Here is a 12,472-nt window from a genome sequence, read left to right as displayed (position 1 = left end):
GGCGGTTTAGCAACCACTCTGTTGGTGTCTGGCGGTTTAGGGTGGGCCGGTTTGGAGCTGGCCGCGGGTACCGCTCAGGCCGGAGCCTTTCACTGGTGCCCAGGCGATCCCCCGCCCAAGGCCGTTAAGCCGGGGGGAGGCTACATACCCGTCAACCCAGATTGGGACACGACTGTCTGCCACGACTACGCGATCGAAGGCGGCCAGGTTAAGGACGGAAATCCTTGTGGTCTACCCCAGTTTCAGTGGTTTCAGTGTCCGCCCGGCACGACCCCTGTGCCGCTCATGCCGCTCATCCCGAACAAGTAGTTGGTCCCGGCTGTGTGAGGGTCTCGCTGCCCGAGGAGGTCTTGCGCGCGCGGGGGAAGATGACGACGAGTGGTAACCGCCTGCGTTCAGTTGCCCAGTGTTGCGCGGATGCACACGGTCACATAGGGCAGCGCCAAGCCCGTCGAATTCGCCAACGCCGGGTGGGTGGCCAGCAACTCGCGCACGTGGTCGAGCGTTCTGCTGCGGACCTCGGTCGGCGAGGTGATGCAGTAGCTGCGGGAAGCGACCAGGTCGATCAATGCTTGCGGCGTAAGGTAATTCGTCCAAGCGATTTTTGTCGGTGCCTTCGGTTAGTTTCGGGTTATGGCTGGCAGTGTCGTTGATCGGGAGGCGATGACGGCGGCTTTTGATGCGCTGGACGCCGCGTTCGACGGGGTGGCCGGGCTTGACTTCGACGCGTTGACCACTCCGGAGCAGCTCGCGTTGTTGGAGCGCTGTGAGCGGTTGCGTCGGCGGCTACCGGCCGTGGAACATCCGCTGATAAATTCCGTTGCCCGACAGGCCACCCCGCAAGAATTGGGCGGCAAGCTGTCCCATGCGATTGCCGAGTGGACGCTGATCAGCCGTGCTGAGGCATCGCGGCGCATCCGGGAGGCCGCGGATCTGGGTGAGCGGCGAGCACTGACCGGTGAGCCCTTGGCACCGGTGTTGGCGGCCACCGCCGCCGCCCAGCGCGAGGGCAAGCTGGGAGCCGGTCAGGTGGCGGTCATCCGTCGGTTCTGGCACCAGCTGCCCGGCTGGGTGGATGCGGCCAGCCGCGAGCAGGCCGAGGCCCAGTTGGCCAAGCGGGCCACACAGTTTCGCCCAGAGCAACTGGCCGGGCTGGCCGACACGCTGGCCGACTGCCTCAACCCCGACGGCACCTACAGCGACGAAGACCGCGCCCGCCGGCGGGGCTTAAACCTGGGGAACCAGGAAGCCGACGGCATGTCGCAGTTGCGTGGTTGGCTGACTCCCGAGGCGCGCGCCACCGTCGAGGCGATATTGGCCAAATTGGCCGCCCCCGGCATGTGCAATGCCGGCGACAAAATCCCATGCGTGGACGGCCCACCTTCTGAAGAGGCCATCGAGCATGACACCCGCAGCACCGCCCAACGCAACCACGACGCGCTACTGGCCGCGCTGCGCGCGCTGCTGGCGTCGGGAAAGCTGGGCCAGCACAACGGACTGCCGGCCTCGATCATCGTCACCACCACCCTGGCGGAGCTGGAAGCCGCCGCCGGCAAGGGCCTAACCGGTGGAGGCAGCATCTTGCCCATGAGTGATGTGGTCCGCCTGGCGGGGCATGCGCGTCATTATCTGGCCATTTTCGACAAGGGCAAGGCCTTGGCGCTGTATCACACCAAGCGACTCGCCTCGCCGGGCCAGCGAATTGTGCTGTATGCCAAAGACCGCTTCGGTGATGCACTGCTATGCTGGCGGTATGAAAGCGGCCATCTACACCCGCATCAGCAACGACCCAACCGGCCAAGAACTGGGCGTGACCAGGCAGTTAGACGACTGCCTGGCGCTGGCCGATCAGCTTGGCTGGCAGGTCGTCACCCGGTTCGATGACAACGACCTCTCGGCGTTCAACGGCAAGACCCGGCCCGGTTTCGAGGCGATGCTGACCGCGATGGCCAACCGCGAGTTCGGCGCGCTGCTGTGCTGGCACACCGACCGGCTGTACCGGTCCATGAAGGACTTGGAGCGGCTGATCGATATTGCCGAAGCCAACCGGGTGACCCTCAAGACCGTGCAGGGTGGCGACTTGGACCTGTCCACCAGTGCGGGCCGGATGATGGCGCGCATCCTGGGCAGCGTGGCCCGCGCCGAGAGTGAGCACAAGGGTGAGCGGCAGAAGCGGGCCAACGTCCAGAAGGCTGCCGCCGGTAAGTGGCAGACCGCCAACCGGTGCTTCGGCTACACCCTGAAGGGCGAACCGCTGGAGCCCGAAGCGTCACTGGTGCGCTGTGCTGTGGTCGACGTGCTGGCCGGTAAGAGCATCAAACAGGTTGCGCGTGAGTGGAATGCGGCCGGTATCAAAGGCACCCGCGGTCAACCGTTTACCGCCCCGAATGTGCGCCGGTTGCTGGTCAATCCGCGCTACGCCGGGATCAAAGTGCACAACGGCAAAGTCGTGGGCGAAGGGAAATGGGAGCCGCTAGTGGATGCCGACACCCACCGCGGACTGGTGGCGTTCCTGTCTGACCCGTCGCGGATCATCTGCACCAGCTTCGAGAAGAAGTACATGGGTTCCGGTGTGTACCGCTGCGGGGTGTGCGGGTCGGTGCTGCGTCACGCGGTGGCCGGTGGCCGAAACGCGGGGCAGCGCAAATACGAATGCCGACAGTCTAATCGGCATGTGGTGATCAGCGGCGCACCGGTGGATGAGCTTGTCGAGGCTGCGGTTCTGAAACTGTTGTCCGACAGCGATATTCACCGTCGCATCGAGAACACCAGCGACGTGGACGTGGACACGCTGTATTCGAGGCGTGCGGCATTGCAGGCACGGCTGGACGAGCTGGCTGCCATGTTCGCCGATGGGGCGATCGACGGTAGCCAGTTGCGCAGGGGCACAAGTGATTTACGGACACAGCTAGCCGGTGTCGATAGCGTGTTGGCCGAACTGGCGCGCACCAGTCCCACCGCGAAACTCCTCGCCGATGATGGTGATGACATCACCAGGAGCTGGCGGCAATCCTCACCGGACATCAAGGGCAAGATCATTGAGGAGTTGATGACGGTGACCGTCAACAAGGCGACCAGCAAAGGCGGCCCCGGATTCAACCCTGGCCGCGTCGACATCAAACCGTTGGAGCCGTGATGAGCGCCGCCGACACCACCCTCGAAGTCTATTGCGACGACCCGTCGCACGAGGGTCGCTCCCGCGTTGTGGCTGTGCTGGCCCGCGGTGACGACGGGTTCTGGCACGGTGTGCGCCACCACGGCCGTGGCACCGGTTCGGCTGTGCAGCTCCTCGCCGATGACGACCGGATGACGGGCCGACACCCTGACGCTGACCCCGACGACGACAACCCCGTGGGTGAGCGCCTGCGGGTGCGTTACCGACTGCGGTGCCGGTGCGAGGTGCTGTCGGGGAGGCGGTGCGGCCGCGCGGTGGAACTGCGCGAGGAGAACGCCGTGCCGGTGTTCGAGAAGTTGGTGGCCAACAACATCCACAGCATTTCCCTGGCGGCGTTAGCTGCTATTGTCTGAGGCAACAGTGTTGCGGGTCGCCCGTAGTCACTAACCCATCCTCCGTGCAGAGGGCCGCACGTTCGTGCCCCGGAGGAAATCATGGCCCTGTCATCGGCCACCACACACCACCGCGCCCGCATCGCCGCGTTGTCGCGTGATCGCGATCCCGACGACCCCGAACTGGTCGAAGCCCGCCGCAGCCTGCGTGCCTCACGCCTTGAGGAACACGTCGCCAAGGTCGTGGACGGCTGGCCACCCTTGACCGACGAGCAGCTCGACAACGTCGCGGCACTTCTGCGCGCCGGATCACGCGGGCGGTGACAATGCCGCTACCTAACGGCGAAGCGGCGGCCCTGGCCAAAGGAACCGCCGCCCAATCCGCCAACCAGCAAGTTGCAGACACTCACAGCGTAGCGGCTGGCACTTGCGCCGTCCTCTTCGAAGTGATGGGCCGCGACTGCGAAGACGTGCTCGTGTTCCTGCAACGCTTCGACGCGACCGCGGTGGCCGTGATCCGGACTTTGCCGGCATGGGCGCGGCACTGGGATGCGGCCACCCGTGTCTGGTACATCCACCCTGGGGTCGCCGGAACCCCCGCCGACCGACTCGCCCGCATCGGGTACCGGATCAACGACATCGGGATCGCGTCATGATCGCCGAAAACCACCTGGCAATGCTGGCCGAATCCGGAATCACCGCCGAGTTCGCGATGGCCCGCGGCTACGAAACCATCCGCGACAAACGCCGCCTGGTCGACCTGAAAATTACCCCGGCTGGCCGCAACGTCCCCGGCCTGCTCATCCCGCTACTGCGTGTCGACGGGTCGACATGGGGTTACCAGTACCGGCCGGATGACCCGCGGTGCGACAGCAATGGCCGGCCGCGCAAGTACGAGACACCGTACGGGCAGCGCAACGGGCTGGACATCCCGCCCGGCGTGGCCGCCATGCTCGACGACCCGAACGAGCCGCTGTGGGTCACCGAGGGCAGCAAAAAAGCCGACTGCGGCGCGCTTCACGGGTTATGCACCATCGACCTGATCGGTACCTGGAACTGGCTATACACCAGCACCGCCGGCGGCAAGATGGCGCTGCCCGAGTGGCGGGACTGCGCGCTCAACAACGGTCGGCGCGTGATCATCGGGTTCGACAGCGACATGGCGCGCAACGAAAAGGTACAGGCCGCGGCCCGCGGGCTAGCTGGCTACCTGGCCACCAAAGGTGCCCGCATCGAATACCTGCACCTGCCCGACACCGACGACAAAACCGGACTCGATGACTACCTCGCCGAGCATTCTGTCGAGGAGCTGTGGCAGCTGGTGAAACCGGTGCAGCCCGTGCCGGCGGGCCCTGGTCCTTTCTCTCCCTCAGATAACAGCGCAATTGCGCAACCGCGCAGGTCAACCGAGGTCCCAGAGCTTGCCCGGTTGCCCCGCATCCTCGATGCAGTGGCCAAAGAAGTGCAATGTGGCCTGGTTGGTGAGGAGCGGCTCGCGCAAACCCTTTACCTGGTGCTGACCTCGCGGCTGCTCGACAAACAGGTGTCCGCCGGCGTCAAAGGTCACTCCGCGTCGGGCAAGTCCTACACCGTCGAAACCGTGACCCGGCTGTTCCCGCCCGAGGCTTACCTCGAATTCACGGCCATGTCGGAGAAGGCGCTGGTCTACTCCGACGACGACTACGCCCACCGAACCCTCATCGTCTACGAGATAACCGCCCTGCGGGAAGGTGTCGAAGACGACATGACCAGTTACTTTGTGCGGTCGCTGCTGTCCGAGGGTCGCATTGACTATCAGGTCACGGTGAAAGGCAAGGACGGTGGTTTCACCACCAAAAAAATCGTCAAGCAGGGTCCGACCAACCTAATTTTCACCACCACGAAGACACATGTTCACGCGGAAAACGAAACCCGCATCTTGTCTTTGGCCACCGACGACTCACGCGAACAGACCGCGCGGGTACTGCGTGAACTCGCCGACGAAAGCAACGGCGATCGTGACCTCGAACCGTGGCGTGAGCTGCAACAGTGGCTGGCCGGCGCAGAGAACCGGGTCACCATCCCCTACGCCCAGCAGTTGGCCAAACTGGTACCGCCCGTGGCCGTGCGGCTCCGACGTGACTTTGGTTCGCTGCTCGCGCTCATCCGCACCCACGCGATACTTCATCAGGCCGGCCGATTGCGTGACGAGGATGGCCGCATCGTCGCCGCCCTTGACGATTACGCCGTAGTCCGCGACCTGGTCGCCGACACCATCGCCGAAGGCGTCGGAACAACAGTCGCCCAGATTGTGCGAGAAACCGTGGAGGCCGTTGACGCGCTGGCGTCCGCGTGCCCCTGGGGCGTCATGGCCCGCGACATCGCCACCAAGCTAAAACTCGACAAGTCCAACGTCAGCCGGCGGTTAAGCATGGCTGCGGATGGGGGCTACCTGGTCAACCAAGAGGACAAGCGCGGCAGGCCTGGCCGTTGGGTGATCGGTGACCCGCTGCCCACGTCCGCTGACCTGTTGTTGCCAACCGCAGCGCAACTGGCAAGCGCGGTTGCGCCCCTTGACCTGGGCGGTTGCGCGGTTGCGCGGTTGTCTGAGGGACAAAAAGAAAACGGTGTACCGGCTGTCTGCGACTGCGGTGAGCCACTGACCACGCCGACGTCGATCGCCCGCCGGTGCTGCGAAGAGTGCCGTGTCAGCAATGGGGGCGATCGTGATGGCTAAGGCAACACAGGCTGAGATGCGCGAACGTAGAGACATACTCTACGCGATATGTGAAGCGGAGCAACCGATTTCGGTTCGCGGTGTCTACTATCGGACGCTAGGCATCGGCCTGAAATACGCTGTGAAGGGCCAACCTTGGTATCAGCGGGTTTCGGACACCCTCACGCAGATGCGCCGCGACGGCGAGCTGCCGCACGAATGGATCACCGAACCTGGGCGGCAGACGATGCGACCCAACACGTGGGCCGACCTAGGTGAGCTGTTCGACAACTATGCGCCGGATTTCCGGCGTGGGCTGTGGGTCGACTCCGATGCCTATGTCGAGATCTGGTCTGAAGCCAATTCGATGATGGGCGTGTTGTGGCCCGTGGCCAGCGAATTAGATGTCTATGTGCGGCCCACTGGCGGTTTCTCGTCAGAAACGTTGTCATGGAACGCATCTGAAGACATCAACGCGATGGGGCGTGAGACGTTCATTTATCAGGTCGGCGACTTCGATCCGTACGGGATGGAAGCCTGGCAGGCTGTGCAGAATCGGCTGAATGAATTGGTCAACCTGCCAGTGTATTTCGAGCGCATAGCCGCCACCGTCGAGGACCGCGATGAGTACATCGCGTACACCCACCCGGTGAAAGCGCCGAAGAACAACGACGCGGTGGCCGTCGCGCGCACCCGCAAGCACACCAATGTGTACGGGGGCCTGGCGTTGGAGGTCGACGCCATCCCGACGCCCGTGCTGCGTGCGCGGGTGCGCGAGGCGATCATGCGCCACATCGACCAGGCCGACATCGACGCGGCCCACGAGCAGGAACAGGCCGATCGGAAAGTGTTGCAACAGCTGGCGCGCCGGCATGCCTCGTAGACGGCTATCCGAAATATGTTCTGGATATAGGAAAGGCATCACACGATGACTGACCCGCACCCGATGACCGAATTCGAGCCGGGAATCCTGCGGCTGGCGATCCGCCACGACGACGACTGCCCTGTAGCTGAAAACCTTCTCGCTAGTGCAGCGGAGCGCGTCCTAGCGCGAAACGCGATAAACTGGCTGCGGCCGGTTCCCTGTTTGAAAGGTTGAACTGTGCTGCAAAAACGAAGCATTCTGCCACCGCCCGTTCCGATGGGCTCATCTGCCGACGGGGCTTCGGCGCGCCATCGCAACCCGGTCACGGGCGAAGTTCTCAGCTCCTACTATCACGCCGGCAGCAGCGGCCGGAAACTGTTCGTCAGGACCATCGACGTCAACCGGCTGATGGTGCCGGTGCAGTCGAAAAGCAGCTAAGGAGAATAGAAAATGCCATATTTTCACGACGAACACCGCATTGACTCGCCTTACTATGTGCCGCCTGGTAAACGGGGAGCTGTACCGGATCAGCCCGTGATGACGATCGACGGCAAAGGACCTGGCCAGTCGCGACCCGCCACCGGAACCGTTGCGCAGCCGCGACCCGCCACCCCCGAAACCGTTGTCCAGAGCAGCTTTCGGGCCTTCAAAGCAGCCGTGGACGCCCAGAACGCTTTGAACGCGGAAGCCGGCAAGCAAGCCGAGGAGAAATTCCGGAGAGGGATTCTGACCGAGCAGGGGTTGCGCGAGGCCAGGCCTGCCATCGCCGCGGACTCACCTATCGCACAGATGGTCGACAAGGCCGAACAAGGGGTAGCCGACCGTGAAGCTGCGGCGCGCCAGCGCTACGACAACCTGCTCGCCGGAATGGTGCAAAAAGGGGACGCGGCCCAGGAAGCCAGGAACGACCGGTATCTCGCACGGGTGCAACGTGAACTCGACGCAGCCGACTCGCCCGGTAAGAAGCTCGCCATCGCGCAGGGTTTGATGGAAAAGGCGGACCCGGCCCAGGTTGGGGTTCTCGTCGAAGAGTTGCCGTCACTGTTCGCTGGCCACGACACAAGCTGGGTTGAAGCGAAGCTGGCGCAGGTAAACCCCCAACTCGGTGCTGCTGTCACGGATGTCAAGCTTTCGGCCCAGTGCACCCAGATGGCCACCCACGCGGCGAAGAAGATTCGTGACGGCTTCGAATCGGGCAGCCCGCCCACGAAACTGGACGTATTGTCCGCTGCCGTGCAGCGGCTGGACCCGGATCGGCAGTAACCCCCATGAATGTGGCGCGGTGTCGCTGGGCAAACCATCAACGTGCCCCCGGTCCCCATGTCTTACTAGCTTTCGCCGTGGGGACCGAGGCGCAGGTCTACACCGAAATCCAACCAAAGACAGGCGGCCAACATGACACCACGCGCCAGCAAGCTCTGTGGACACCCCGGCTGCACCAACCTGTCCGGGCGCGACTCCCGCTGCCCCGAGCACGCCAGGCCGGCATGGTCGGGCCCGCGCACCGAGTCGGCGAAGCGCACCGGTACCAGACGCTTCAACCAGAAGATCAGGCCAGCCGTTCTTGAACGTGACGGCGGTCTATGCCGAGTTATGGGCCCGACGTGCACGCGATTGGCAACCGAAGTCCACCATGTGGTGGAAGTGAGCGCCGGTGGTGATGATTCGCTGACCAACTTGGTTTCAATATGCGAGCCCTGTCACCAATGGGTCACGACGTCCGCGGCGGCAAGGCTGCAAGTCACCAGCTTGATGTCACAGCGGAACAAGCCAGTAAGCGGCCCAACCCCGCCGCTGCCACCGTCACTACGGCGGGCGCGCCGGCCATCCCCGCCGGACAAGGCCACCGTCATGCCCAAGACCATCTGGATTAAGGCTGACTGGTGAAGCAGGGCCAAACGCGGACAGGAGGGGTGTGGCTGCGCCGGCCAGGTTGGACTGGTGAGACTGTGCGCATCTACCCACGCCATGATGCGATGATGCAGTGGATGGTGGCGATGGTGCGAATGCCCTTGTGCCGCAACAGTCTTCCCGGTGATGTGAACACATCCCCGTCCCATTGCGAAACCCGATGTCACGACAGTGCATCCGACTCGATTGCCATGCGCACGCGTGCCCTGGGGTGGTTCGCGATGCCGGTAACAACTGCGCCACAACACCATCCATTCCGACCATCCAACGAAGCGGCAGTGACGACGACCCGCCGAAGGGTGGAGTCTTACAACCCCCGCAGCCAATCTATCCCCCCGGCCAGCGTCGTAACCCCAACCCGTACCCCCGTATGGGGAAGCCCCCATGGCACCCTTGCGGCAGTCGGCCTAGACTGCTGATTTCCAGAGACGTACGCATAAACGCTCGAATCGGTAGGGTAGCCGATATGGCGCATTGTGCCGAATCTCGCCGCGTGAGGCGCGAACTGGATAAACAGCTTGCTAAATCGGCTGCAGCGTCTGGCCGTCCCCTTGTGTGGAGTGCCCAAGAAACCGCGATTTTGGATCTGATTTCGACTCAGATCGACCGAAAATTTGATCTCGCTGCCGACTACGCGTTGGCCGGTGAAATGAAGACCAGGGTGAAGATCAGCGCCGAGTTACGGTTGCTCGAAGCCAGCATCGCAAGGCTGTTGAAACAGATCTCGACTGAGACTCCTAGACAGATGAGTCGCCGGTCGCAGAAGGCTCAGGCCGCGGCGTTCGCTAGGTGGAACAATGCCGGTTGATCCAAGTGACGCTGGGTGTGCCGTTCCCGGCTACCAGATGCCCGCTGGCAGCTTTGCGCGGCTACTGCGGCGTAAGTGCGTGGATCGGTGCAAACCGGACGTCAGGCTCGATCCTGAGTTGGGGGGCGAAGTTGACCCAGCCGAATGGGAGCAGCTGAAGGCGGAAGGCATGGCGAAGGCCGAAGCGATGTTCGCCGAGCTGTCAGCTGAACCGATCATTGTGGGTGTCATGGACTGCCCCGAGTTTCCGAGAGATAGTCGTTTCGCCAACTGGTGCCGTGTCTACCCCGATGACTGGGCCGAGGTAGCCGAGTTTTATTCGGGTGAGTTTCTGCCGGATGGCAGCCGGGAGCTGATCTCGGCGGCGCCGCAGCACCGGCCGGCCTAGTCGTGCCTCTCGGCATACAGCACGCCGGCGTGCAATCAGGTCATCGCTGAGATCGGCGCCGACCGTGTCTCTTGATATCGGTCGCATTTGCGCTGACCGGCTTGCTTGAAGAGGCGATCGCGGAACACGGCCACGGCGGCGCCATCGCATGGATTGAGGAATCGCCTGGCCGCCGATCGCCTGGCCGCCGAGTCGGGCGCCACCGGTGGCTAATCGCGTGACCGTTGGCGCGGCCTGATCGTAGTAGGTGGATTATCTGGCCATCACCTCCGGAAGGCGCTGATCGTTAAGCGAGCAGTTGGTGGCGACACTCGTGTGATTGCCAGCGCTGTCGGTAACGCCCTATATAAAGTTCCGTTGGGTTGGGTGCGAGCAGAGTGGGGAATCCATGATTACCGGCGAACTAAAGGGCAAGGTCGACCGCGTCTGGGACGCGTTCTGGTCGGGCGGCATCTCCAACCCGATCGAGGTCATCGAGCAGATCACGTACCTGCTGTTCATCCGCCGCCTTGATGACATCAACACCCTCGCCGAGAAGAAAGCCCGGGTGACCGGTATCAAAGAGGGCATTCTGTTCGGCCCCGATCAGCAGAACCTGCGCTGGAAGAACCTCAAGGACGACGAGCCCGGCGTCATGTTCACCACGATCGGCCAGCATGTGTTCCCGTTCCTGCGCGCGCTCCGCGGCGACGGGTCAACCTACTCCGAGCACATGAAGGACGCCCGGTTCACCATCCCCAACCCCGCATTGCTGTCGCGGGTGGTCGACATGATCGACGACATCCCGATGACCGACCGCGACACCAACGGCGACCTCTACGAGTACCTGCTGTCCAAGATCGCCACCGCGGGGGTCAACGGTCAGTTCCGCACGCCGCGGCACATCATCAGGACGATGGTCGCGATGATGAACCCCCAGCCAGCCGATGAGATCTGCGACCCGGCCTGCGGCACCGCCGGCTTCCTGGTGGCCGCCGCCGAACATGTGCGCGAGCAGCATCCCAGTGTGCTGACCGATGCCGCGCAGCGGAAGCACTTTCACGCCAGCATGTTCCACGGGTACGACTTCGACTCCACCATGCTGCGCATCGGCAGCATGAACATGCTGATGCACGGCGTGGAATCCCCCGACATCCGCTACCGCGACTCGCTATCCGAGGGGGCTAGCGAAGACGCCAAAAAGTACACGTTGATCCTCGCCAACCCGCCGTTCGCCGGCTCGCTCGACTACGAGTCGACATCGAAGCATCTGCAGCGGGTCGTCAAAACCAAGAAGACTGAACTGCTGTTCCTGGCGCTGTTCCTCAAGCTGCTCAAGCCGGGAGGCCGAGCAGCGGTGATCGTGCCCGACGGTGTGCTGTTCGGGTCATCCAGCGCCCACAAGGAGCTTCGACGCACGCTGGTGGAGGAGCAGAAGCTCGACGGGATCGTCAAGCTGCCTTCAGGTGTGTTCAAGCCATACGCCGGTGTCTCCACCGCGATCCTGCTGTTCACCAAGACCAACTCCGGCGGCACCGATCACGTGTGGTTCTACGACGTACAGGCCGACGGATTCTCACTGGATGACAAACGGAATCCGGTCGAGGCCAACGATCTACCGGATGTGGTGACGCGGTGGGCCGCCCGGAATAGTTCCGAGCTGGAACGGACACGAACCCAGCAATCGTTCTGCGTTCCCAAAGCCGACATCGTCGCCCAGGGCTACGACCTCTCGCTCAACCGGTACAAGGAGACCGTCCACGACGAGATCGAGCACCGGCCGCCCCTGGAGATCATCGCCGACATTGAGAAGTTGGAGGCCGAGATCGCGCAGGGACTTGTTGAGTTGAAAACGATGCTGTTGTGACGTGGCCGACGAAGACGCTCAATGAGGCGCTAACTTCCGCAGATCTGTTTACCGACGGGGATTGGGTTGAGACCAAGGACCAAGACCCAGGTGGCGACGTGCGATTGGTCCAGATGGCCGATATTGGCGACGGACGGTACCTCAATCGATCTGCTCGCTACTTGACTTCAGGTAGTGCAGCGCGGTTGAAGTGCACGTTTCTTCAGCCAGGTGATCTGCTCTTATCGAGAATGCCCGATCCCTTAGGGAGGTGTTGCATCTTCCCAGGTGATGACAAACGCTGTGTGACGGTAGTTGATGTTTGCGTCATTCGTCCAGATCGAAAGGTCTTGGATCCACGCTGGCTTATGCACTGTCTGAACAGCCCTGGGTCTCGGGCTCAGATGCTCCGGTTCGCGACAGGGACTACCCGTGCTCGAATCTCGCGACGGAATCTTGGAAGAATTTCCATC

Annotated in this window: 13 protein-coding genes and 2 pseudogenes; 14 read left to right on the top strand and 1 reads right to left on the bottom strand. The window is 63.0% G+C overall.

Annotated features, from left to right (window positions below):
• Positions 1 to 395 precede the first annotated feature (395 nt).
• A pseudogene (locus ACLP4W_RS09970) lies at positions 396 to 605 on the bottom strand (SAM-dependent methyltransferase); the annotation flags it as partial.
• Positions 606 to 633: 28 nt separating this feature from the next.
• Between ACLP4W_RS09970 and ACLP4W_RS09965 the strand changes: the two are divergent.
• The 14 genes and pseudogenes from ACLP4W_RS09965 to ACLP4W_RS09900 all read left to right on the top strand — a co-directional run.
• A complete protein-coding gene (locus ACLP4W_RS09965; protein ID WP_442385969.1) occupies positions 634 to 1,884 on the top strand; it encodes a 13E12 repeat family protein in 1,251 nt (416 codons plus the stop codon).
• Positions 1,811 to 3,136, top strand: a complete 1,326-nt coding sequence (locus ACLP4W_RS09960; RefSeq protein WP_442385973.1) for a recombinase family protein — start codon at positions 1,811 to 1,813, stop codon at positions 3,134 to 3,136. Before ACLP4W_RS09965 ends, ACLP4W_RS09960 begins: the two co-directional genes overlap by 74 nt.
• Entirely contained in the window at positions 3,136 to 3,528 is a 393-nt protein-coding gene (locus ACLP4W_RS09955; protein ID WP_442385968.1) for a hypothetical protein, read from the top strand. Before ACLP4W_RS09960 ends, ACLP4W_RS09955 begins: the two co-directional genes overlap by 1 nt.
• Positions 3,529 to 3,609: 81 nt before the next feature.
• Positions 3,610 to 3,831, top strand: a complete 222-nt coding sequence (locus ACLP4W_RS09950) for a hypothetical protein (RefSeq protein WP_442385967.1) — start codon at positions 3,610 to 3,612, stop codon at positions 3,829 to 3,831.
• A gap of 2 nt (positions 3,832 to 3,833) precedes the next feature.
• The gene (locus tag ACLP4W_RS09945) at positions 3,834 to 4,163 is read left to right on the top strand and encodes a hypothetical protein (RefSeq protein WP_442385966.1); all 330 of its coding nucleotides are present in this window, start codon (positions 3,834 to 3,836) and stop codon (positions 4,161 to 4,163) included.
• Entirely contained in the window at positions 4,160 to 6,223 is a 2,064-nt protein-coding gene (locus tag ACLP4W_RS09940) for a DUF3854 domain-containing protein (protein ID WP_442385965.1), read from the top strand. The genes ACLP4W_RS09945 and ACLP4W_RS09940 overlap by 4 nt, the downstream gene beginning before the upstream one ends.
• Entirely contained in the window at positions 6,201 to 7,085 is an 885-nt protein-coding gene (locus ACLP4W_RS09935) for a hypothetical protein (protein WP_442385964.1), read from the top strand. The genes ACLP4W_RS09940 and ACLP4W_RS09935 overlap by 23 nt, the downstream gene beginning before the upstream one ends.
• A gap of 219 nt (positions 7,086 to 7,304) precedes the next feature.
• Entirely contained in the window at positions 7,305 to 7,505 is a 201-nt protein-coding gene (locus ACLP4W_RS09930; protein ID WP_442385963.1) for a hypothetical protein, read from the top strand.
• A 99-nt stretch (positions 7,506 to 7,604) separates the two neighbouring features.
• Positions 7,605 to 8,330 carry a hypothetical protein gene (locus ACLP4W_RS09925; protein ID WP_442385962.1) on the top strand — a complete coding sequence of 242 codons (726 nt, stop codon included), beginning with the start codon at positions 7,605 to 7,607 and terminating at the stop codon, positions 8,328 to 8,330.
• Positions 8,331 to 8,462: 132 nt separating this feature from the next.
• A complete protein-coding gene (locus ACLP4W_RS09920) occupies positions 8,463 to 8,954 on the top strand; it encodes an HNH endonuclease (RefSeq protein ID WP_442385961.1) in 492 nt (163 codons plus the stop codon).
• Between the two features lie 517 nt (positions 8,955 to 9,471).
• Positions 9,472 to 9,786, top strand: a complete 315-nt coding sequence (locus tag ACLP4W_RS09915; protein WP_442385960.1) for a hypothetical protein — start codon at positions 9,472 to 9,474, stop codon at positions 9,784 to 9,786.
• Between the two features lie 169 nt (positions 9,787 to 9,955).
• Entirely contained in the window at positions 9,956 to 10,174 is a 219-nt protein-coding gene (locus ACLP4W_RS09910; protein WP_442385959.1) for a hypothetical protein, read from the top strand.
• Between the two features lie 388 nt (positions 10,175 to 10,562).
• On the top strand, positions 10,563 to 12,020 hold the full coding sequence (locus ACLP4W_RS09905; RefSeq protein ID WP_442385958.1) for a type I restriction-modification system subunit M: 1,458 nt from the start codon (positions 10,563 to 10,565) through the stop codon (positions 12,018 to 12,020).
• 113 nt (positions 12,021 to 12,133) lie between these two features.
• Positions 12,134 to 12,472: pseudogene (locus ACLP4W_RS09900) on the top strand (restriction endonuclease subunit S); the annotation flags it as partial.

Source organism: Mycobacterium sp. (genome assembly GCF_052145595.1).
Lineage (GTDB): Bacteria > Actinomycetota > Actinomycetes > Mycobacteriales > Mycobacteriaceae > Mycobacterium.
Note: the sequence above shows the minus strand (reverse complement) of the source record. Positions and strands in the feature narration are given on the sequence as shown.

Excerpts from the sequence above, each read along its gene's own strand:
- ACLP4W_RS09950 (WP_442385967.1), top strand. The coding sequence starts at position 3,610 with ATGGCCCTGTCATCGGCCACCACACACCACCGCGCCCGCATCGCCGCG.
- ACLP4W_RS09920 (WP_442385961.1), top strand. The coding sequence starts at position 8,463 with ATGACACCACGCGCCAGCAAGCTCTGTGGACACCCCGGCTGCACCAAC.
- ACLP4W_RS09905 (WP_442385958.1), top strand. The coding sequence starts at position 10,563 with ATGATTACCGGCGAACTAAAGGGCAAGGTCGACCGCGTCTGGGACGCG.
- ACLP4W_RS09955 (WP_442385968.1), top strand. The coding sequence starts at position 3,136 with ATGAGCGCCGCCGACACCACCCTCGAAGTCTATTGCGACGACCCGTCG.
- ACLP4W_RS09910 (WP_442385959.1), top strand. The coding sequence starts at position 9,956 with ATGGCGAAGGCCGAAGCGATGTTCGCCGAGCTGTCAGCTGAACCGATC.
- ACLP4W_RS09935 (WP_442385964.1), top strand. The coding sequence starts at position 6,201 with ATGGGGGCGATCGTGATGGCTAAGGCAACACAGGCTGAGATGCGCGAA.
- ACLP4W_RS09965 (WP_442385969.1), top strand. The coding sequence starts at position 634 with ATGGCTGGCAGTGTCGTTGATCGGGAGGCGATGACGGCGGCTTTTGAT.
- ACLP4W_RS09940 (WP_442385965.1), top strand. The coding sequence starts at position 4,160 with ATGATCGCCGAAAACCACCTGGCAATGCTGGCCGAATCCGGAATCACC.
- ACLP4W_RS09945 (WP_442385966.1), top strand. The coding sequence starts at position 3,834 with ATGCCGCTACCTAACGGCGAAGCGGCGGCCCTGGCCAAAGGAACCGCC.
- ACLP4W_RS09925 (WP_442385962.1), top strand. The coding sequence starts at position 7,605 with ATGACGATCGACGGCAAAGGACCTGGCCAGTCGCGACCCGCCACCGGA.